21 protein-coding genes are annotated in these 21403 nt (G+C 64.6%); 14 read left to right on the forward strand and 7 right to left on the reverse strand.

The window, feature by feature from the left end:
- Nucleotides 1–47: 47 nt before the first annotated feature.
- Together KSS90_RS03045 and KSS90_RS03050 are read right to left on the reverse strand one after the other, a co-directional pair.
- The gene (locus KSS90_RS03045) at nucleotides 48–1364 is read right to left on the reverse strand and encodes a bifunctional DedA family/phosphatase PAP2 family protein (RefSeq protein ID WP_217868143.1); all 1317 of its coding nucleotides are present in this window, start codon (nucleotides 1362–1364) and stop codon (nucleotides 48–50) included.
- A 3-nt stretch (nucleotides 1365–1367) separates the two neighbouring features.
- On the reverse strand, nucleotides 1368–2060 hold the full coding sequence (locus KSS90_RS03050) for a DNA-3-methyladenine glycosylase (RefSeq protein ID WP_217868144.1): 693 nt from the start codon (nucleotides 2058–2060) through the stop codon (nucleotides 1368–1370).
- Nucleotides 2061–2347: 287 nt separating this feature from the next.
- On the opposite strand from KSS90_RS03050, the gene KSS90_RS03055 reads away from it, so the two are divergent.
- From KSS90_RS03055 to KSS90_RS03115, 13 genes are all read left to right on the forward strand, one after another.
- Entirely contained in the window at nucleotides 2348–3619 is a 1272-nt protein-coding gene (locus KSS90_RS03055) for a glutamate-5-semialdehyde dehydrogenase (protein ID WP_217868145.1), read from the forward strand.
- A complete protein-coding gene (gene nadD, locus KSS90_RS03060; protein WP_046857282.1) occupies nucleotides 3588–4280 on the forward strand; it encodes a nicotinate-nucleotide adenylyltransferase in 693 nt (230 codons plus the stop codon). Before KSS90_RS03055 ends, nadD begins: the two co-directional genes overlap by 32 nt.
- A 44-nt stretch (nucleotides 4281–4324) precedes the next feature.
- Nucleotides 4325–4753 carry a ribosome silencing factor gene (rsfS, locus tag KSS90_RS03065; protein WP_031315360.1) on the forward strand — a complete coding sequence of 143 codons (429 nt, stop codon included), beginning with the start codon at nucleotides 4325–4327 and terminating at the stop codon, nucleotides 4751–4753.
- A gap of 9 nt (nucleotides 4754–4762) precedes the next feature.
- Nucleotides 4763–5230 carry a 23S rRNA (pseudouridine(1915)-N(3))-methyltransferase RlmH gene (rlmH, locus tag KSS90_RS03070; RefSeq protein WP_023631106.1) on the forward strand — a complete coding sequence of 156 codons (468 nt, stop codon included), beginning with the start codon at nucleotides 4763–4765 and terminating at the stop codon, nucleotides 5228–5230.
- Between the two features lie 17 nt (nucleotides 5231–5247).
- Nucleotides 5248–7146, forward strand: a complete 1899-nt coding sequence (gene mrdA, locus KSS90_RS03075; protein ID WP_217868146.1) for a penicillin-binding protein 2 — start codon at nucleotides 5248–5250, stop codon at nucleotides 7144–7146.
- 38 nt (nucleotides 7147–7184) lie between these two features.
- Nucleotides 7185–8288: a rod shape-determining protein RodA gene (rodA, locus tag KSS90_RS03080; protein WP_217869727.1), complete on the forward strand. Its 1104-nt coding sequence runs from the start codon at nucleotides 7185–7187 to the stop codon at nucleotides 8286–8288.
- A gap of 17 nt (nucleotides 8289–8305) precedes the next feature.
- Nucleotides 8306–9316 (forward strand): lytic murein transglycosylase B, encoded by a 1011-nt coding sequence (gene mltB / locus KSS90_RS03085; protein WP_031315361.1) that lies wholly within the window; start codon nucleotides 8306–8308, stop codon nucleotides 9314–9316.
- Nucleotides 9317–10315, forward strand: coding sequence for a septal ring lytic transglycosylase RlpA family protein (locus KSS90_RS03090; protein ID WP_217868147.1), 999 nt, complete (start codon nucleotides 9317–9319; stop codon nucleotides 10313–10315).
- 264 nt (nucleotides 10316–10579) lie between these two features.
- The gene (locus tag KSS90_RS03095) at nucleotides 10580–11740 is read left to right on the forward strand and encodes a D-alanyl-D-alanine carboxypeptidase family protein (protein ID WP_217868148.1); all 1161 of its coding nucleotides are present in this window, start codon (nucleotides 10580–10582) and stop codon (nucleotides 11738–11740) included.
- 70 nt (nucleotides 11741–11810) lie between these two features.
- Nucleotides 11811–12086 carry a DUF493 domain-containing protein gene (locus tag KSS90_RS03100; RefSeq protein WP_011535839.1) on the forward strand — a complete coding sequence of 92 codons (276 nt, stop codon included), beginning with the start codon at nucleotides 11811–11813 and terminating at the stop codon, nucleotides 12084–12086.
- A complete protein-coding gene (gene lipB / locus KSS90_RS03105; RefSeq protein WP_217868149.1) occupies nucleotides 12086–12733 on the forward strand; it encodes a lipoyl(octanoyl) transferase LipB in 648 nt (215 codons plus the stop codon). Before KSS90_RS03100 ends, lipB begins: the two co-directional genes overlap by 1 nt.
- 2 nt (nucleotides 12734–12735) lie before the next feature.
- On the forward strand, nucleotides 12736–13752 hold the full coding sequence (lipA, locus tag KSS90_RS03110) for a lipoyl synthase (protein WP_102683780.1): 1017 nt from the start codon (nucleotides 12736–12738) through the stop codon (nucleotides 13750–13752).
- A 102-nt stretch (nucleotides 13753–13854) separates the two neighbouring features.
- The gene (locus KSS90_RS03115) at nucleotides 13855–14793 is read left to right on the forward strand and encodes a S66 peptidase family protein (protein WP_217868150.1); all 939 of its coding nucleotides are present in this window, start codon (nucleotides 13855–13857) and stop codon (nucleotides 14791–14793) included.
- 34 nt (nucleotides 14794–14827) lie between these two features.
- Here the strand turns inward: KSS90_RS03115 and KSS90_RS03120 are convergent, their stop codons facing one another.
- The 5 genes from KSS90_RS03120 to leuS all read right to left on the reverse strand — a co-directional run bounded on the left by KSS90_RS03120 (nucleotide 14828) and on the right by leuS (nucleotide 20840).
- Nucleotides 14828–16141 carry a lytic murein transglycosylase gene (locus tag KSS90_RS03120; RefSeq protein WP_217868151.1) on the reverse strand — a complete coding sequence of 438 codons (1314 nt, stop codon included), beginning with the start codon at nucleotides 16139–16141 and terminating at the stop codon, nucleotides 14828–14830.
- 62 nt (nucleotides 16142–16203) lie between these two features.
- A complete protein-coding gene (arfA, locus tag KSS90_RS03125; RefSeq protein WP_050707056.1) occupies nucleotides 16204–16368 on the reverse strand; it encodes an alternative ribosome rescue factor ArfA in 165 nt (54 codons plus the stop codon).
- A 121-nt stretch (nucleotides 16369–16489) separates the two neighbouring features.
- Nucleotides 16490–17527 carry a DNA polymerase III subunit delta gene (gene holA, locus KSS90_RS03130; protein ID WP_217868152.1) on the reverse strand — a complete coding sequence of 346 codons (1038 nt, stop codon included), beginning with the start codon at nucleotides 17525–17527 and terminating at the stop codon, nucleotides 16490–16492.
- A gap of 37 nt (nucleotides 17528–17564) precedes the next feature.
- A complete protein-coding gene (locus tag KSS90_RS03135) occupies nucleotides 17565–18170 on the reverse strand; it encodes an LPS-assembly lipoprotein LptE (RefSeq protein ID WP_217868153.1) in 606 nt (201 codons plus the stop codon).
- Between the two features lie 63 nt (nucleotides 18171–18233).
- Entirely contained in the window at nucleotides 18234–20840 is a 2607-nt protein-coding gene (gene leuS / locus KSS90_RS03140; RefSeq protein WP_217868154.1) for a leucine--tRNA ligase, read from the reverse strand.
- A 237-nt stretch (nucleotides 20841–21077) separates the two neighbouring features.
- Here leuS and KSS90_RS03145 point away from each other — a divergent pair, with 237 nt between their 5' ends.
- Nucleotides 21078–21392, forward strand: coding sequence for a hypothetical protein (locus tag KSS90_RS03145; protein WP_217868155.1), 315 nt, complete (start codon nucleotides 21078–21080; stop codon nucleotides 21390–21392).
- Nucleotides 21393–21403 lie beyond the last annotated feature (11 nt).

The raw sequence follows: 21403 nt of genomic DNA on the forward strand, positions 1-21403 counted from the left end.
AGGCCCGCTCCGATGTTCGGTAGGAGCGGGCTGCCCAGTGATGGCCGTCAGTATTGGTAGCGCAGCAACGCCTTGGGCAGCGCGTGCAGGGCAAAGAACGTCAGCAACGCGATGCACGCTGGCAACACCAGCCACCATACCCGCTGCGGCAGCGCCGTGAGCGGCTGGCGATATTGCACCAGGGTCAGGCCCAGCGCGCACACGCAGCATGCCAGCAGCGCGCCGGCGAGGATGTCGGTCGGCCAGTGCGCGCCCAGGTATACCCGCGACAGCGCGATGGCCAGGGCCGGAATGCATCCCAGCAGCACCCAGGTCAGGCGCATGCGCGGCGGCTGGCCGCGCCCGGCCAGCACCGCCAGCACCAGGAAGAAGGCGAACGATGCCGAGCTATGCCCGCTGGGCATGCTGTAGCTGGTCAGCGGGTCGGTCAGCACCTCGGGGCGGGCGCGGGCGAACAACCATTTCAGCGTGCCGTTGGCCAGGGCTGTGCCGATCAGTGTCGCGCCGGCGAACAGCGCGTGGCGCCATTGCCGGGCCAGCAGCAACAGGCCCGTGAGCAGGCCACCGAGGAAGAACTGGGTACGGAAGTCTCCCAGGCGGGTAATTACCACCACGGCGCCGTCGATGGCCTGGCTGCGGTGCTCCTGCACCAGGGTCATCACGCCCTGGTCGAATTCGCTCAAGTAGCGCCAGCCGATGAACAGCGCGGCTACCGCCAGGCCGCTGAGGGCGGCGATCAGGCGGGTGCCGTGGCGTTGATCGCGGATGCTGGTGCTCAGGCTCAGGCCGATCAGCACCGCCAGGGTGCCCATGACAATCCCCGCGTCCAGCCAGAAGCCCTCCGGCAGTGGCAGGCGCATCGCCGCGCCGGTGGCCCAGCCGGGCAGCAGGTAGGCCACCGACCAACCGGCGCCAGCCACCAGGCTTACCGCGATGAAGCGCGGCAGGGGCATGTCGAACATGCCGGCGACCATCGGCAGCATCGGCCGCAGCGGGCCGATGAAGCGGCCGACCAGCAGGCTGGCGATACCATAGCGCTGGAAGTACGCCTCGGCGCTGCCGATCCACTCCGGGTGGCTGCGCAGCAACGGCAGGCGGCGGATGTTCTGGTGGAAGTACTTGCCGATGGCGTAGGAGATCGCGTCGCCGAGCATGCCACCGAGGAAGCCCAGCAATAGCGTTTCGCCCAGGCTGAAGGTGCCGCTGCCGGCCAGCACGGCGACCGCGAACAACAGCACGGTGCCGGGCACGACGATGCCGGCGATGGCCAGGCATTCGACGCAGGCCACGACGAAGATTGCCAGGCCCAGCCACTGTGGGTTGGCGCCAAGCCAGGTGGTCAGGCTGTCCAGCCATTGGCCCATGGTTCAGTTTCCTTGTTCAAGCATGAAGAAGTCTTGCCCTTCGACCTGGCCGCGTCGCAGCGGGTTTCGGGTGCAGTGGCGGGCGTAATCGGCATCTACGAAGCGGTAGGGCAAATGTTCGTCGCGGCCATGGGGTATGCCCAGGCGGGTGGTCTGGATCACCCGGGGGACCGCGATGCCGCAATCCTCGACGTACAGGCGCTCGGGGTCGAAACGCCGGGCATCCCAGTGCGGCACCTTCAGGCCCATGGCGCGGCACAGCAGGGTCTGGCCGTTGCACAGGCGCTCGGGCGGGCGCAGGTTGCCGCTGGCGTCGGGGTTGTTCAGTTGCATCCGGGCCAGGCTGTTGGCGTCGGAGATGGCGTCGATCCAGGGATAGGCGGACTTGATCAGCACCGCGTTGCCCGGGCCCTGGGCGCTGAAGTTCAGTGAGTCGCCGCCGCGGGCGTAGTACATGTAGATATGCCCGCCATCGAGGAACAGCGCCTTGCGCTTCTCGGTGAAACCCAGGGACGCATGGCTGCCCTTGTCGGTGAGGTAGTAGGCCTCGGTTTCGATGATGCGCGCCGCCAGCCAGAGCTCGCCCTGGCGGTGACGGATGACTTTGCCCAGCAGGTCGCGGGCGAGGGTCTGCGCATCGCGATCGAAGAAACTGTCGGGCAGGGCGCGGGCCGGGCAGGGGGCTGGGGCGGGCATACGAGCGGTTCGTGGCTGTGAAGGCGGCGATGATAGCAATGAATGGCTTAATCGAGGCTGAATCAGATTGACGCCATCGCCAGGCAAGCCGGCTCGCGCAATGTTGCCTGGAGCGCGCGACGGGCGTGGGGTTCGCGATGAAACTGAGGTGTTTTCCGATACGGGTGGTTACATCTTTCCTACGTAAAGCCGGCAAGCATTTTCTACCATCCGCCACCCGCCGCTGGGCGTACCCGAGCGCTCCAGTTATAATCAGCCGATTTCCCCTTTGCCAAGACACCGAACCCATGACCGAGTCCGTTCTTGACTACATGACCCGCCTGGGTCGCGCCGCCCGTGAGGCCTCGCGGGTGATCGGCCGTGCCAGCACCGCGCAGAAGAACCGCGCCCTGCAGGCCACCGCCGACGCTCTCGACGCGGCCCGCGACGCGCTCACCGCAGCCAACGAACAGGACCTGGCCAATGGCCGTAAGAACGGCCTGGAAGCCGCGCTGCTCGAGCGCCTGGCGCTTACCCCGGCGCGCATCGACGGCATGATCACCGGCCTGCGCCAGGTGGCCAGCCTGCCGGACCCGGTCGGTGCCCTCCGCGACATGAGCTACCGCCCGTCGGGGATCCAGGTCGGCAAGATGCGCGTGCCGTTGGGGGTGATCGGTATCATCTACGAGTCGCGCCCCAACGTGACCATCGACGCCGCCAGCCTGTGCCTGAAATCGGGCAACGCCACCATCCTGCGCGGCGGCTCCGAAGCCATTCATTCCAACCGTGCCATCGCCACCTGCATCCAGCGTGGCCTGGCCGAGGCCGGCCTGCCGCCGGCAGTGGTGCAGGTGGTCGAGACCACCGACCGCGAAGCCGTGGGCGCGCTGATCAGCATGCCGGAATTCGTCGATGTCATCGTGCCCCGTGGCGGCCGCGGCCTGATCGAACGCATCAGCCGCGATGCCCGTGTACCGGTGATCAAGCACCTGGACGGTATCTGCCACATTTTCGTCGATGCTCATGCCGACCTGGACAAGGCCTGGCGGGTTGCCTTCAACGCCAAGACGTATCGCTACGGTATCTGCGGCGCGATGGAGACGCTGTTGGTGGATGCGTCGGTGGCCGAGCGCTTCCTGCCGGAAATGGCCCGCCGTTTCCAGGACAAGGGCGTCGAACTGCGCGGTTGCGAGCGCACCCGGGCGTTCATCGACGCCAAGCCGGCCAGCGAAGACGACTGGCACACCGAATACCTCGACGCGATCCTGTCGATTCGCGTCGTCGATGGCCTGGAGCAGGCCATCGAGCACATCAACCATTACGGCTCGCACCACACCGATTCGATCATCACCGAGCATCAGGGCCAGGCCCGGCGCTTCATGGCCGAGGTCGACTCGGCGTCGGTCATGCTCAACACCCCGACCTGCTTCGCCGACGGCTTCGAATACGGTCTGGGCGCGGAAATCGGTATCTCCACCGACAAGTTGCATGCCCGCGGCCCGGTCGGCCTGGAAGGCCTGACCTGCGAGAAATACGTGGTGATCGGCGATGGCCAGCTGCGCGGCCAGGAGCCGTGCTGAGTTGAGCAACCCTGTCGCAGTCCGGCGCGTCGGCATTCTCGGCGGCACCTTCGACCCGGTGCATATCGGTCACCTGCGCAGTGCGCTGGAAGTCGCCGAATTCATGTGCCTGGACGAACTGCGCCTGCTGCCCAACGCCCGGCCGCCGCACCGCGACACCCCGCTGGTGGCCGCGCAGGACCGCCTGGCCATGGTGCGTGGCGCCGTGCAGGGTGTCGAGCGCCTGAGCGTGGATGCCCGCGAGCTGGCCCGCGACAAGCCGTCGTACACCATCGACACGCTGGAGTCGATCCGCGGCGAACTGAACGCGCACGACCAGTTGTTCCTGGTGCTGGGCTGGGACGCATTCTGCGGCCTGCCCAGCTGGCATCGCTGGGAAGAGCTGCTGCAACACTGTCACATCCTGGTGCTGCAACGCCCGGATGCCGATGTCGAACCCCCTGACGAGCTGCGCAACCTGCTGGCGGCGCGCTCGGAGAGCGATCCCACCGCCATGTCCGGCCCGGCGGGGCACATTTCGTTCGTCTGGCAGACCCCGCTCGCGGTGTCCGCCACGCAGATCCGACAGCTGCTGGCCAGCGGCAAGTCGGTGCGGTTCCTGGTGCCGGACGCAGTACTGGCCTACATCGAGGCGCACGACCTGTATCGTGCGTCCAACTGACGGCGCCCGTGGGCGCCTCAATCAATGAGTTGAACGAGTTTTATATGACCAAGCAGAAAATCAACGGCATCAGCGGCGAAGAACTGGTCGAACTGACCAAGGCCGCGCTGGAAGACGTCAAGGCCCAGGACATCCAGGTCATCGACGTGCGTGAAAAGCACAGCCTGACCGACTACATGATCATCGCCACCGGTACTTCCAACCGCCAGATCAACGCGATGCTGGAAAAGGTCCGTGAAGCGGTCAAGGCCAAGGGCGCACAGCCACTGGGCGAAGAAGGCAAGGGCGACAGCGACTGGGTGCTGCTGGACCTGAACGACGTCATCGTGCACATGATGACCGCCGCCGCCCGCCAGTTCTACGACCTGGAGCGCCTGTGGCTGGGCGCCGAGCAGAGCCGTGCCAACGACGGCAAGCACCACAGCCCGGAGCACGCTCACGAGTACTCCGACAAGCTCAAGGACCGGGAATAAGGAAGCGTCGTGCGTCTGCGCCTGATCGCGGTCGGCTCGCGCATGCCCAAGTGGGTCGAGGAAGGCTGGCATGAATATGCCAAGCGCCTGCCCCCGGAGCTTGCGCTGGAGCTGGTGGAAATCCCGCTGAACACCCGCGGCAAGAACGCCGATGTCGCCCGCCTGATCCGTCAGGAGGGCGAGGCGATGCTGAGCAAGGTGCAGCCCGGGGAACGCATCGTCACCCTCGAGGTCCATGGCAAGCCCTGGAGTACCGAGCAACTGGCGGGCGAGCTGGACCGTTGGCGCCTGGATGCGCGTACGGTCAACCTGATGGTGGGCGGCCCGGAAGGGCTGGCGCCGGAAGTCTGCGCACGCAGCGAGCAGCGCTGGTCGTTGTCGCCGCTGACGTTGCCGCATCCGTTGGTAAGGATACTCATCGGCGAGCAGATCTACCGCGCCTGGACCGTTTTGTCCGGGCATCCCTACCACAAATGAACCTGTAAGCCTGTCCGATGCCGCAGCAGATCCGCCTCAAGGACCACGAGAAAGACGCCCGCCTGGTGCGCAACCGCGTCGTCGTGGGCGCCGTGGCGGTGGTGCTGCTCGTCTGCGTATTGATCGCCCGGCTGTATTACCTGCAGGTCATCCAGTACGACTATCACTCGACGCTGTCGGAGAACAACCGGGTGCATGTGCAGCCGATCCCGCCGACCCGCGGGCTGATCTTCGACCGCAACGGCGTGGTGGTGGCCGACAACCGCCCCAGCTTCAGCCTGGTGATGACCCGCGAACGCGCCGGTAACGCGGGCAAATGGCAGGATGTGCTGGACGTGATCGTCGAGGTGCTCGAGCTCACCCCTGACGACCGTGCCCTGTTCGAAAAGCGCATGAAGCAGGGGCGCAGGCCGTTCGAGCCGGTGCCGATCCTGTTCGAGCTCAACGAAGAACAGATCGCCCGTATCGCGGTCAACCAGTTCCGTTTGCCTGGTGTGGAGGTAGCGGCGCAGCTGGTTCGCCACTATCCCCAGGGCGCGCACTTCGCCCATTCGGTGGGCTATGTCGGGCGGATCAACGAGAAGGAACTCAAGACCCTCGACCCGGTGAACTACAGCGGCACCCACCATATCGGCAAGACCGGTATCGAGCGCTTCTACGAAGACGAACTGCATGGCCAGGTGGGCTACGAGGAAGTCGAGACCAACGCTCGGGGCCGGGTGCTGCGAGTGCTCAAACGCACCGATCCGAAGCCGGGCAAGGATATTGTCCTGGGCCTCGACATCAAGCTGCAGGAAGCCGCCGAGCAGGCGTTGGGCGGGCGCCGTGGCGCCATCGTCGCCCTCGACCCGCGCACCGGCGAGGTGCTGGCGATGGTCAGCCAGCCGAGTTTCGACCCCAATCTTTTCGTCACCGGCATCGGCTTCAAGGCCTACGCCGAACTGCGCGACTCGATCGACCGGCCGCTGTTCAATCGCGTGCTGCGCGGTCTCTACCCGCCGGGCTCGACGATCAAGCCGGCAGTGGCGATTGCCGGGCTCGACAGTGGCGTGGTGACGCCGGGCAGCCGGGTGTTCGACCCGGGTTACTACCAACTGCCCAACTACGATCACAAATACCGCAACTGGAACCGCACCGGCGATGGCTGGGTTGATCTGGATGTGGCGATCATGCGGTCAAACGACACGTATTTCTACGATCTTGCGCACAAGATGGGTATTGATCGGCTGTCCAGCTACATGAACAAGTTCGGTATCGGGCAGAAGGTTGCCCTGGACATGTTCGAAGAGTCGCCCGGCTTGATGCCTTCCCGCGAGTGGAAGCGCGCGACTCGCCGCCAGGCCTGGTTCCCCGGCGAAACCCTGATTCTCGGCATCGGCCAGGGCTATATGCAGACCACGCCGCTGCAGTTGGCCCAGGCCACCGCGCTGATCGCCAACAAGGGCGTGTGGAACCGCCCGCACCTGGCCAAGACCATCGAGGGGCAGCCGCCGGTGGACGAGAACCCCATGGAAAACATTGTCCTGCGCGACAAGTCGGACTGGGCGCGGGTCACCCACGGCATGGAACAGGTGATGCACGGCGCCCGAGGCACCGCCCGCAAGGCCGCCATCGGCTCGCAGTACCGCATCGCCGGCAAGAGCGGTACCGCCCAGGTGGTGGCGATCAAGCAGGGCGAGAAGTACGACCGCAACAAGCTCCAGGAGCGCCACCGCGACCACGCCCTGTTCGTCGCTTTCGCCCCGGCCGATGATCCGAGGATCGTGGTCTCGGTGATGGTCGAGAACGGCGAGTCCGGCTCCGGTGTCGCCGCCCCCGTGGTACGTCAGGTCATGGATGCCTGGCTGCTTGACGAGAATGGCCGGCTCAAGCCCGAGTTCGCCCCCGCCACAGTTGCCCAGGAACCGGCCCCGTGAAGAACAACTTCGACCGCATGCTCTCCAGCGAGGACGTGATGCGCAGGCGCGCCAGCTTCCTGCAGCGCATCCATATCGACGGCCCCTTGCTGATTATCCTGCTGACGCTCGCCGCCGGCAGCTTGTTCGTGCTGTATTCGGCCAGCGGCAAGAACTGGGACCTGCTGATGAAGCAGGCCAGCTCGTTCGGCATCGGCCTGGTGTCGATGTTCATCATCGCCCAGCTCGAGCCGCGCTTCATGGCGCGCTGGGTGCCACTGGCGTACCTGGCAGGGGTGTTCCTGCTGATCGTGGTGGATGTCATGGGCCACAACGCCATGGGCGCCACACGGTGGATCAACATTCCCGGGGTGATCCGCTTCCAGCCCTCGGAATTCATGAAGATCATCATGCCGGCGACCATCGCCTGGTACTTGTCCAAGCGCACCTTGCCGCCGCACCTCAAGCATGTGGCGATCAGCCTGATCCTGATCGGCGTGCCGTTCATTCTCATCGTGCGCCAGCCCGACCTGGGCACGGCGCTGCTGATCCTCGCCTCCGGCGCCTTCGTGCTGTTCATGGGGGGGCTGCGCTGGCGCTGGATCGTCAGCGTGATCGCGGCGGCGGTGCCGGTGGCGGTGGCGATGTGGTTCTTCGTCATGCACGACTACCAGAAGCAGCGCGTGCTGACCTTCCTCGACCCGGAAAGCGACCCGCTGGGCACCGGCTGGAACATCATCCAGTCGAAGGCGGCGATCGGTTCTGGCGGCGTGTTCGGCAAGGGCTGGCTGCTGGGCACCCAGTCGCACCTGGACTTCCTGCCCGAGAGCCACACCGACTTCATCATCGCCGTGCTCGGCGAGGAGTTCGGCCTGGTCGGCATCTGCCTGCTGCTGCTGATCTACATCCTGTTGATCGGTCGCGGGCTGATGATCACCGCCCAGGCCCAGACCCTGTTCGGCAAGCTGCTCGCGGGCAGCCTGACCATGACCTTCTTTGTTTATGTGTTCGTCAATATCGGTATGGTCAGCGGCCTTCTGCCTGTGGTGGGCGTGCCGCTGCCCTTTATCAGCTATGGCGGAACTTCGTTGGTGACGCTGCTGTCAGCGTTTGGCGTTCTGATGTCGATCCATACGCACCGCAAATGGATCGCACAGGTTTGAAAAAGGTGAAGAATTTCATGCAAGCAGTGCGTGGCTGGGCTGCCCGCCTGGCGCCGTGGTTCGGCGCGTTGGGTCTGCTCGGCGCAGTTCAGCAGGCCAATGCCGGTGACTATGACGGGTCGCCGCAAGTGGCCGAGTTCGTTGGCGAGATGACTCGCGACTACGGCTTTGCCGGCGAGCAACTGATGGGTGTGTTTCGCGAGGTGCAGCGCAAGCAGGCGATCCTCGACGCGATCTCGCGGCCGGCCGAACGGGTCAAGCCGTGGAAGGAATACCGCCCGATGTTCATCACCGATGCGCGCATCGCCCGGGGCGTGGACTTCTGGCGTCAGCATGAGGCCGTGCTAGCCCGCGCCGAGCAGGAATACGGCGTGCCGGCGCAGGTGATTGTCTCGATCATCGGGGTGGAAACCTTCTTCGGCCGCAATACCGGCAACTATCGCGTCATCGACGCGCTGTCGACGCTGGGCTTCGATTACCCGCCACGCGCCGAATTCTTCCGCAAGGAGCTACGCGAATTCCTTCTGCTGGCCCGCGAAGAGCAACTTGACCCGCTCACGCTCAAGGGCTCCTACGCCGGCGCCATGGGCCTGCCGCAGTTCATGCCGAGCAGCTTCCGTGCCTATGCCGTGGACTTCGACGGCGACGGGCACATCAATATCTGGAACAACCCGGACGATGCCATCGGCAGTGTCGCCAGCTACTTCAAGCGCCACGGCTGGGTGGCCGGGGAGCCTGTGGTCAGCCGTGCCACCGTGCGTGGCGAGCGCGCCGACGAAGGCCTGACCAGCGGCATCGAGCCGGTGAAGACGGTCGCGCAGTTGCGGGCGCTGGGCTGGTCGAGTCATGATGCGCTGCGCGATGATCTGCCGGTCACCGCCTTCCGCCTGGAAGGTGAATATGGCCCTGAGTACTGGATGGGCCTGAAGAATTTCTACGCGATCACCCGCTACAACCGCAGCGTGATGTATGCCATGGCGGTGCATCAGCTTTCGGAACAGCTGGTTCTGGCACGGGGCGTCAAGTAAATGCGCGAACTCTTCACTGCAAATGCCGCAAAACTGCTGACCTGCGTCGCCGTCGGCCTGGTGCTGGCCAGTTGCTCATCGAGCCGGCCCTCCACTCCGCAGAGCGGCAACACCGTGCGTGCGCAACCGGGGCTGGACATCAACCGTGCGCACAAGGACGGAGCCCCTTGGTGGGACGTGGACGTCAACAAGATCCCCGACGCCACCCCGACCGTGCATACCGGCAACTACAAGGCCAACCCCTACACGGTGCTGGGCAAGACCTACTACCCGATGCAGGACTCGCGCAACTACCGCGCCGAGGGCACCGCGTCGTGGTACGGCACCAAGTTCCATGGCCAGAACACCGCCAACGGCGAGCTCTATGACCTCTACGGCATGAGCGCGGCGCACAAGACCCTGCCGCTGCCGGCCTACGTGCGGGTGACCAACCTGGCCAACGGTCGTAGCGTGATCCTGCGCGTCAACGATCGCGGCCCGTTCTACTCCGACCGTATCATCGACCTGTCCTATGCCGCCGCGAAGAAGCTTGGCTATGCCGAAAGCGGCACCGCGCACGTGCGCGTCGAGGGCATCGACCCGCAGCAATGGTGGGCCCAGCGTGGCCAGCAGCCGCCGATGGTGCTCAAGGAGCCGCAGGTGGCCCAGGCCCAGCCGATCGCCGCCAGCACCGGGCGTGTCGAGCAGTGGACCCCGCCGCCGCAGCAGCACGCGGCGCCGGTGGTGCCGGTGCAGGTGGGCGGCAACAATGTGCCGAACGCCAGCGGCGGCAGCATCCTGCAAGTGGGCGCGTTCGCCAACCCGGACGCCGCCGAATTGTTGCGTTCGAAGCTGAGCACCATGGTCAGCGCGCCGGTGTTCATCAGCTCCGTCGTGCGTAACCAGCAGACCCTGCACCGTGTGCGGTTGGGGCCGATCAACAGCCAGGGCGAGATCCAGCAAGCCCAGGACAGCATTCGCCTGGCCAATCTCGGCCAGGCGAAAGTCGTGACTGACTGATCGTCATCACGTAGCGAACCTGCTGCCATGCCAGGCGGTCCGCACGGTATGGCAGCGGGCTTGGCCCGCAATGAATCAACACACCGACCTGTCGGTTTGTTCATGAATTGCCGGTCGCAGGTATGTACAATGCCGCTTTTGCCCGCAGCGGCATTACGCCGCACTTTTGGGCCAGGCCACAGGCCATAAAACTAGACTGACGGGGCGCTGGGCAAACGAACTTGCCCACGGAACATCAGACCATTAGCGATTTACGAGAGACGGATGAACATCACCAACCTTGCCAAACGACTTTGCCTGCCTGTTCTGCTGCTGATCACGCCTGCTGCTTTCGCAGCGGAGCAGATGATGCCGGCACCTCCACAACTGGCCGCCAAGTCCTATGTACTCATGGACGCGTCCAGCGGCAACGTGCTGGTCGAGAACAATGGTGACGAGCGCCTGCCGCCAGCCAGCCTGACCAAGCTGATGACCGCCTATATCGCCACCCTGGACATCCGTCGCGGCCAGATCGGCGAGAACGACCCGGTGACCGTCAGCGAGAACGCCTGGCGTACCGGCGGTTCGCGCATGTTCATCAAAGTCGGTAGCCAGGTGACCGTCAGCGACCTGCTGCACGGCATCATCATCCAGTCCGGCAACGATGCATCGGTCGCCCTGTCCGAGCACATCGCCGGCAGCGAAGATGCCTTCGCCGACATGATGAACAAAACCGCCACCGACCTGGGCATGGCCAATAGCCACTTCATGAACCCCACCGGCCTGCCGAACCCGGAGCACTACTCCTCGGCTCACGACATGGCCCTGCTGGCGCGCGCGATCATCAACGAAGATCCGGCGCACTACGCCATCTATTCGCAGAAAGAGTTCTTCTGGAACAACATCAAGCAGCCTAACCGCAACCTGCTGCTGTGGCGCGATAAGACGGTCGACGGCCTGAAGACCGGCCACACCGACGAAGCCGGTTACTGCATGGTCGCCTCGGCCGTACGTGATGGCCAGCGCCTGATCGCCGTGGTGTTCGGCACCAACAGCGAGCAGTCCCGCGCCGCCGAGACCCAGAAGCTGCTGACCTACGGCTTCCGCTTCTTCGAAACCCAGACCTTCTACCAGAAGGGTACCGAGCTGACTCAAGCCCAGGTTTGGAAAGGCGCGACCAACCAGGTCAAGGCCGGTCTGGCCAACGACCTGACCATGACCATGCCTAAAGGCCAATTGAAGCGCCTCCAGGCTTCGATGACCATGAACCCGCAACTCACCGCGCCGATCGCCAAAGGTGACGTGATCGGTAAAGTGGAAGTCAAACTGGACGAGAAGGTGGTTCATAGCGCTGACCTCATCGCCCTGGATGGTGTCGAGGAAGCTGGTTTCTTCGGCCGTATGTGGGACAGCATCCGCCTGTTCTTCTACGGTTTGTTCAACTGATACGTGACTTGCACGCCCCCGTGAACCAGGCGGGGGCGCTGCTGCCACGGCTTACGAGGCCGTTTCCGCCATGAGCGAAGAAGACGTCAAGTCGCACAAGATCGAATTCCCCTGCGAGGATTACCCGATCAAGGTGATCGGCGATACCGTTGTCGGTTTCCGCGACACTGTGATCGAGATCCTCAGCAAGCACGCCAAGGTCGACCTGTCGACTCTGGCCGAACGCCAGAGCAAGGAAGGCAAGTACACCACGGTGCAACTGCATATCGTTGCCGAGAGCGAGAACCAACTGCACGACATCAACAGCGCCCTGCGCGCTACCGGCATCGTGAAAATGGTGCTGTGATGCCTGGCGTGCTCGGTATTCGCGATCTTGGCCTGCAGCCCTATGAACCGGTGCTGGAGGCCATGCGTCGCTTTACCGAGCAGCGCGGCCCGGACAGCCTGGACGAAGTCTGGCTGGTCGAGCATCCTCCGGTGTTCACCCAGGGCCAGGCCGGCAAGGCCGAGCACCTGCTGATACCTGGCGAGATACCGGTGGTGCAGACCGACCGCGGTGGGCAGGTCACCTACCATGGCCCCGGCCAGTTGGTGGCCTACCTGCTGTTGGACGTGCGCCGTCTGAGTATCGGTGTGCGCGAGTTGGTCAGCCGCATCGAGCTGACCCTCATCGACCTGCTCGCCAGTTACGGTGTGCAGGCGGTGGCCAAGCCCGATGCCCCGGGCGTCTACGTCGATGGCGCGAAGATCGCGTCACTTGGCCTTCGAATTCGCAATGGCCGTTCGTTTCACGGCCTTGCCCTGAACGTGGACATGGACCTTGCGCCATTCCGCCGAATCAACCCCTGTGGGTATGCGGGGCTGGCCATGACCCAGCTGCGCGACCTGGCAGGCCCGATCGAACTCATTGAGGTCAGGACAAGGCTGCGCGGACAGCTGGTCAAGCACCTCGACTATGCTGAGCAGACGACCCTGACGGGCGGAATCGACTGATTATGACAACTGTGCAAGAAGCCGTGCCGAACCTGATCCCGACGCAAGACGTCACCCCGCGCCCTGCTCCTAAGAAAGTGGAAGCCGGCGTGAAGCTGCGTGGCGCCGACAAGGTGGCACGTATCCCGGTGAAGATCATCCCCACCGAAGAGCTACCGAAAAAGCCCGACTGGATCCGCGTGCGCATTCCGGTTTCCCCGGAAGTCGACCGCATCAAGCAACTGCTGCGCAAGCACAAGCTGCACAGCGTCTGCGAAGAAGCCTCCTGCCCGAACCTGGGCGAGTGCTTCTCCGGCGGTACCGCGACCTTCATGATCATGGGCGACATCTGCACCCGCCGCTGCCCGTTCTGCGACGTCGGTCATGGGCGGCCTAAGCCGCTGGACCTGGACGAGCCGAAGAACCTGGCTGTGGCCATCGCCGACCTGCGCCTGAAGTACGTGGTGATCACCTCGGTGGACCGCGACGACCTGCGTGACGGCGGTGCCCAGCACTTCGCCGACTGCATCCGCGAGATCCGCGCGCTGTCGCCGGGCGTGCAGCTTGAGACCCTGGTGCCGGACTACCGTGGCCGTATGGACGTGGCGCTGGAAATCACCGCGCAGACCCCGCCGGACGTGTTCAACCACAACCTCGAGACCGTACCGCGCCTGTACAAGGCTGCGCGTCCAGGTTCGGACTACGACTGGTCGCTGGACCTGCTGCAGAAGTTCAAGCAGATGGTCCCGCACGTACCGACCAAGTCCGGCCTGATGCTGGGCCTGGGCGAGACCGACGAGGAGGTCATCGAGGTCATGCACCGCATGCGCGAGCACGATATCGACATGCTCACCCTCGGCCAGTACCTGCAGCCGTCGCGCAACCACTTGCCGGTACAGCGCTTCGTGCACCCGGACACCTTCGCCTGGTTCGCCGAGGAAGGTTACAAGATGGGCTTCAAGAACGTCGCCTCCGGCCCGCTGGTACGCTCGTCGTATCATGCCGACCAGCAGGCCCACGAAGCCAAGATCAAGCTCTGAGTCGGGTTTGAGCGGAACATGCCGATGCGCGCCGGAAGGCGGCATCGGCATTTTCGTTTTTGAGCTACGAGTTTCAAGCGACAAGCTGCAAGGAGTGGCGTGATGAATTGCCTGAAAACTGCTGAATACCTGTTGCCCAAGGCCTTGCCTGACAACGCCCGTTTCGCCATCGTCGCCCCGGCCGGGCCGGCGCGGCTTGATACCGACAAGGCCCGCCAGTGGTTCGACAGCCGTGGCCAGCAGTGCCGCATCTACCCTGGGGTGCTGCAGGCGGACGGTTACCTCGCCGGCAGCGACGAGCAGCGTTTGCGTGACCTGCACGATGCGTTCAGCGCCCCGGACATCGATGCCATCCTGTGCATGCGCGGCGGCTACGGCAGCATGCGTTTGCTGGATCGCATCGACTTCGAGCTAATCCGTCGCAATCCCAAGCCGCTGGTGGGTTACAGCGACATTACCGCTCTGCATTCGGCGATCAACCGGCATGCCGGGCTGCTGGCCTTCCATGGCGCCATGCTCAATGCCGACCTGTTAGGGGGCAAGCTCGAGCCTACCGTCAGCTCAATGCTCGGTCAGCTGCGGGGGCGGCTGGGCGCGGGCGATGTGATCGACCATCCTGCGGCGTTTCCGCTCTCCAGCGTGGTGCCTGGGGTTGCCAGCGGGCGTCTGGTCGGTGGCAACCTGTCGCTGCTTGGCAGCACATTGGGGACGCTGGCGGAAGTCGACACCCAGGACAGCATCCTGTTCATCGAAGACGTCAACGAGCCGCTCTACCGTGTCGACCGGTTGCTGACCCAGCTACGCCTGGCCGGCAAGCTGGAAGGGGTGCGCGGGGTGCTGGTGGGGGATTTTGCCGGGATCACCGTGGCGGCCATGACGCCTTTGCTGCTAGACATCTTCGGCCCGCTTGGGGTGCCGGTGCTGGCGGGGTGGCGCAGTGGACATTGTGACCCGAATCTATGCCTGCCATTGGGCGCGCGGGTGAAGCTGGACAGCGAAAGACAGTGCTTGGTCTTGGCACAGGATCTGGCCAAGGCGTGAATGTTTTGGGGCCGCAGAGCGGCCCCGGCGCTTTCTAGCGACGCAGGCTGTCGAGCAGTTTGTGGGTCGGATAACCATCCGCTGGCCAGCCCTGCGCTTGTTGCGCGTTGCGGATGGCCTTGCGGGTATTGGCTCCGATAATCCCGTCGGGATTGCCCGCCTCATGGCCACTGGCGTTGAGCAAGGTTTGCAGCTCGATCCGCTCGCTGCGGCTTAGCGGCAAGTCCTCTTTCGGCCAACTTCCGGCGATGAAGCCCCAACCGTAGAACCGATCACCCAGCAGGCTTACTGCCAGCGCGTACGACGACGAATTGTTGTACTTGAGGATCGCGCGGAAGTTGTCCAGCACCAGGAACGCCGGGCCCCGGGCGCCGGCGGGCAGCAGCAGGGCAGCGGACAATTGGTTGCTGCCAGCAGGCAGCACGGTGCCGGCGGGCAGTTTCACGCCCAGCTGCAGCCATTCGCTGACACTCTTGCGCTGACTGCCGTCGGCCAGCCAGTAGTCGAAGCCGGCGGGCACCTGCACCTCGAAGCCCCAGGGCTGGCCACGTTTCCAGCCGGACGCCTGCAAGTAGTGCGCGGTGGAAGCCAGGGCGTCGGCGGTGCTGTTCCAGATGTCACGGCGGCCATCACCGTCGAAATCCACCGCGTGGGTGAGGTAGGTGGTCGGGATGAACTGGGTCTGGCCCATGGCGCCGGCCCAGGAGCCGCGCATCGCGTCAGGCTGGATGTCGCCGTTTTGCAGGATCTGCAGGGCGGCGATCAGCTGGTCCTGGGCGAACTGGGGGCGACGGCCTTCATAGGCCAGGGTGGCCAGCGAGCGGATCACCGACTTGCTGCCTTGGAACTGGCCGAAGTTGCTCTCCATGCCCCACACCGAGACCAGCACCTGGCGGTCGACGCCGTAGCGTTGCTCGATGCGTGCCAGCAGCTCGGCATTCTGTTCGAGCAGCTTCTTGCCGTTGCGTACGCGCAGCGGCGACAGGGCACCGTCCAGGTATTCCCAGACCGGGCGGGTGAACTCCGGTTGGCTGCGGTCGGCCTTGATCACGTCCATGTCCGGGGTGACGCCGAGGAAGGCACGGTCGAACAGGCTGGCGCTGATCCCGGCTTGCAGGGCTTGCTCGCGGAAACCGGCCTGCCATTGGGCGAAGGTTTGCAGGGGCTGGATTTCGCTGCTGCTATCGGGCGTGGCGCCGGGCAGCGTAACGATCGGTGCGGGCTGGGCGGGTGCCAGCGGCAGGGCATCGGCGGCGGTGGGTTTCTCGGCGCAGGCGACGAGCAGGATAAAGCTTGTGGCCGCGATCAGCTGGCGGGGTTGCCAGCGGAGAGTGAGACGAGAGGGCATGCACAGATCCAGAGTTGCAGGTCAGGTGCCGACCATACCATGCCTGCGCATTTCATGCCTTTTCAGGCGGCCATAAAGCAAGAAGCCTCCCAATCTCTCGATTGGAAGGCTTCGCGGCGGTAGCTGCCTTTGCCTTTTTCCGGTCGTTCCTGGCGGCAGCGGAACAGCGGTTGGGCGATGATCGACTTGGCCTTGTTGGGGCCGTGCTTTTTCGGCTTCTTGCTCATGGCGGGTTCCCGGTTGGGTTGGGTTTCGGGGCGCACTTTAGGCGTGAGGGTAGGGAAGGGCCAATTGATTGTGTTTATGGCTGGCAGACGTTGCGGTGGCAGGCTTGCGCCGTAACGCGCTTCACTCGGCAGGCAGTGCCAGACGCTGCCCGGCCATGAGCAGCGACAACCGCGCCAGGCTGGTCCACGGCGAGCCTTCGGCCTGCCCCTTGATCTGCGCATCGATGCGTTGGGCATCCTGCAGCAGCATGGCCCAACGTTGCGCCGAGAGACGCTGCAGGGCCTTGCTCACCAGCGGTCGACGCTTGTCCCACACCGGTGGGCGTGCCTGACTGAAGGCCTTGTCCAGCGGCACACCCTGGCTGAACTGCTGCGCGAGGCCGGCCAGCAGGCGCAGTTCGCGGGCCAGGGCCCAGAGAATGACCGGCGGCTCGACACCTTCGCCGCGCAGCCCTTCGAGCATGCGCAGGGCATGGGCTGCTTCGCCATTGAGAATGGCATCGACCAACCCGAACACATCGAAGCGGGCGCTGTCGGCGACAGCGGCCTGGACGGTTTCGACGGTGATCTGGTTGCCCTCGGCCAGCAGCTTGAGCTTCTCGATCTCCTGGGCGGCGGCCAGCAGGTTGCCCTCGACCCGAGCGGCGATCAGGTCGATGGCATCGCGCTGGGCCGACAGGCCGGCCTGGGACAGGCGCTGGTTGATCCACTGCGGCAATTGCTGGGCATCCACCGGCCAGATCTGGATGAACTGGCAGTGCGCGCCCTCGGTCAAGGCCTTGCCCCACTTGGTTTTCTGCGCGCTGCCATCGAGCTTGGGCAGGCTGATCAGCAGCAGCGTGTCCTCGGCCGGGTTGGCGCAGTACTCCATCAGTGCGGCAGCGCCCTTGTCGCCGGGCTTGCCCGAGGGCAGGCGCAGTTCCAGCAGGCGGCGTTGGGCGAACAGCGACAGGCTGGCGCCGGCCAGCAGCAGGTTGCCCCAGTCGAAGTTGGCGTCGGCGCTGAACACCTGGCGTTCGTCGTAGCCCTGTTGGCGCGCGGCGCCGCGGATGGCGTCGGCGGCTTCCTGGCACAGCAGCGGGTCGTCGCCGCTGACGATATAGACGGGCGCCAGCTGGCCTTGCAGGTGCTTGTTGAGTTGGGCGGGGGAGAGCTTCATGGCGAAGGGCGGGGCACCTCAGGTGCCCCGTTCAGGCTCAGGGAGCCGGGATTTCCATTGGCGACTGCTGGGGCGTCTCGTCCTGGATGCGCTGGGCTTCCTTGAGCGCACGAGCCTCCGCTTCGGCACGCTCGTTGGCCTTGCGTTGCAGTTCGTCGAGGCGTTCCGGGGTCAGCTGCTGCAGGCGGGCCATCATGCCCTGCACCAGATCGCGACGCATTTCCTCACGGACTTGGTTGGCTTCCTGGCCCGAACCATTGACGTTGTTGCCGTTGTAGACGTAGTACTTCTGCACTTGCAGCTTGTCTTCAAGCAGCATGCTGTCGTTCTGGCCTTCGATCGTATAGTTCAGCACGGTCGTCAGTTCGTACTCGGCCGAACGGTTGCCACCGCTGTAGGTTGCAGCGCGCTGGGTTTCCTGCTCGTTGGTGAGCACCAGCTTGTAGGGGGCGCCGGAATAGACTTTCACGCCGCTGCTTTGCAAGGTGCGACGTAGCTGCATGACGGTTGGGCCGTATTCGTTACGGGCGCCGAGGTCGATTTCCTTGATGCTCAGTTCGTTGGTGCCGGTGCCGCGCAGCTGGAAACCGCAGGCGCTGAGCAGGACAGCCAGGCCCATCACCAGCAAATTGCGTTTGATCATGTGTGTGTTGCTCCCTCGTGGACCGATTACGCCCGCCTGTGGTTGCACAGGCGGGCGTTGCCATCAGTTGGCGACGATGTTGACCAGTTTGCCCGGGACGACGATGACCTTGCGGATGGTCAGACCGTCGGTGAAGCGCAGGACGTTCTCGTTGTTGCGAGCGGCGGCCTCTACTTCCTCGCGGCTGGCGGCGGCCGGCATTTCGACCTGGCCACGCAGCTTGCCGTTGACCTGCACCACCAGGGTCACGGTGTCTTGCACCAGGGCGCTTTCGTCGATCGTCGGCCAGGCCGCGTCGATCGCCGCCTGGTCATGGCCCAGCGCCTTCCACAGTTCGTGGGAGATGTGCGGGGTGATAGGTGCCAGCAGCAGGGTGACGGCCTCGAGACCTTCCTGCAACAGGGCACGGTCCTGGGCAGTGGCCTGCGGCGCCTTCTCCAGCACGTTCATCACGGTCATCACCTGGGCAATGGCGGTGTTGAACTTGTGGTACTGGCCCACGTCGGTGCTGGCCTGCTTGATCGCGGCATGGATGGCACGGCGGATGACCTTCTGCTCGTCGCTCAGGGCGGCGGTGTCCAGCGCGCCCGGCAGGCCCTGGGCCACGTGGGCCTGGGCCAGGCGCCAGACACGGCGCAGGAAGCGGCTGGCACCTTCGACGCCGGAGTCGGACCATTCCAGGCTCATGTCGGGCGGCGAGGCGAACATCATGAACAGGCGGCAGGTATCGGCGCCGTACTGCTCGATCATCGACTGCGGGTCAACGCCGTTGTTCTTCGACTTCGACATCTTCTCGGTGCCGCCGATTTCCACCGGCAGGCCGTCGGTCTTCAGGCGAGCGCCGATGATCTTGGCCTTGGCATCACGCTCGACTTCGACGTCTGCCGGGTTGAACCAGTCCTTGCCGCCGTTGCTGGCGACGCGGTAGTAGGTTTCGGCGACGACCATGCCCTGGGTCAGCAGGTTCTTGAACGGCTCGTTGGAGGTGACCAGGCCTTCGTCACGCATCAGTTTGTGGAAGAAGCGCGCATACAGCAGGTGCAGGATGGCGTGCTCGATGCCGCCGATGTACTGGTCGACCGGCAGCCAGTGGTTGGCGGCTTTCGGATCTACCAGGCCCTTGTCGTAGTTCGGCGAGGCGTAGCGGGCGAAGTACCAGGACGACTCGACGAAGGTGTCCATGGTGTCGGTTTCGCGCTTGGCCGCGGTGCCGCATTTCGGGCAGGTGCACTCGTAGAACTCGGGCATGCGTGCCAGGGGCGAACCGGCACCGTCCGGTACCACGTTTTCCGGCAGGGTGACCGGCAGCTGGTCTTCCGGCACCGGCACGTCACCGCAGGATGGGCAGTGGATGATCGGGATCGGGCAGCCCCAGTAGCGCTGGCGGCTGATGCCCCAGTCGCGCAGGCGGAACTGGGTGCGCGACTTGCCGAGGTCTTTGCGGATCAGCGCGGCTTCGATGGCGTCGAAGGCGCCCTGGAAGTCCAGGCCGTCGAACTCGCCGGAGTTGATCAGCTGGCCATGCTCGCCGTAGGCGGCCAGCCATTCGCTGCCGACTTCGTCGCCGACGCTGGTGCGCACCACCGCCTTGACCGGCAGGTTGTACTTGTGGGCGAATTCGAAGTCGCGCTCGTCGTGCGCCGGCACGGCCATCACGGCGCCATCGCCGTAGTGCATCAGCACGTAGTTGGCGACCCATACCGGCAGTTTCTCGCCGGTCAGCGGGTGCTCGACGAACAGGGAAGTGGCCATGCCCTTCTTCTCCTGCGTGGCCATGTCGGCCTCGGCGACGCTGCCGCTCTTGCACTCGTCGATGAACGCCTGCAGTGCCGGGTTGCCCTGGGCGGCCTGGGTGGCCAGCGGGTGTTCGGCGGCGACGGCCACGTAGGTGGCGCCCATCAGGGTGTCTGGACGGGTGGTGAAGACTTTCAGGGTGCCCTCATGACCGATGCTCGCCTGGTCATAGGGGAATTGCACTTCCATGCCGCGGGACTTGCCGATCCAGTTGCGCTGCATGGTCTTGACCTGCTCGGGCCAGCCCGGCAGTTCGTCGAGGCTTTCCAGCAGCTCGTCGGCGTAGTCGGTGATGCGGAAGTAGTACATCGGGATTTCGCGCTTCTCGATCAGCGCGCCCGAGCGCCAGCCACGACCATCGATGACCTGCTCGTTGGCCAGAACGGTCTGGTCCGCCGGGTCCCAGTTCACCGTACCGTTCTTGCGGTAGATGATGCCTTTTTCGAACAGGCGGGTGAACAGCCACTGCTCCCAGCGGTAGTAGTCTGGCTTGCAGGTGGTGACTTCACGCGACCAGTCGATGGCCAGACCCAGGCTCTTGAGCTGGGTCTTCATGTAGTCGATGTTCTCGTAGGTCCACTTGGCCGGGGCGACGTTGTTCTTCATCGCGGCGTTTTCCGCCGGCATGCCGAAGGCGTCCCAGCCCATCGGTTGCAGGACGTTCTTGCCCAGCATGCGCTGGTAGCGGGCGATCACGTCACCGATGGTGTAGTTGCGCACGTGGCCCATGTGTAGCTTGCCGCTCGGGTACGGGAACATCGATAGGCAATAGTAGGTGTCTTTGCCTGGCTGTTCGGTGACAGCGAACGATTGTTGCTCGTCCCAGGCATTCTGGGCGGCGGCTTCTACATCACGGGGCGTGTATTGTTCGTGCATGGCTACTTTGTATTGAGAGATAAGAGACATGTTCCAGGCAGCTCGACCTCGCTGCGTCCGGCACTCCGGGATCTGCAAGAGTGAACGCCGTAGCATACATGAGCGCCGCGTATCGTGGGAAACCCTGATTGCATCGCCCGCCGCGCGGGCCGTTGGTCGCGGCGCCCGGTCGCTTTTACGAGTGACGCTAAGCTCATTTGTGGGGGGAGATATTCTTACCTTCAATGAGGTGAACGGATGGGAGAGTCGCAACTAACCGCAAGCAAACCGGAGCTATACGAACGCCTGATCGACCGCCTGGGCCTGGCACTGGAAGTGGCCAGAACCTCCGTGCGATTGCGCGACGAGATGCCTGCCGAACTGGAGTTGCGTGGCCTGAGCCACGCCGAGTTCGAAGTCATCAAGGCCTACCTGGAATCCCTCCCGGAAGGCCGTTTTGCCAGTGCCGGTGCCTACCCGCAACCGGAGCCGTCCTCGGCCAGGATCGTCTGGCTCAAGGACCGCAAGCGCTCCGGCGCCTCAGCCAGCTCCAGGACGTTGCCGTCCCGATAGCCGTTCAGGGT

It is taken from the genome of Pseudomonas maumuensis (assembly GCF_019139675.1).
Classification (GTDB): Bacteria; Pseudomonadota; Gammaproteobacteria; order Pseudomonadales; family Pseudomonadaceae; genus Aquipseudomonas; species Aquipseudomonas maumuensis.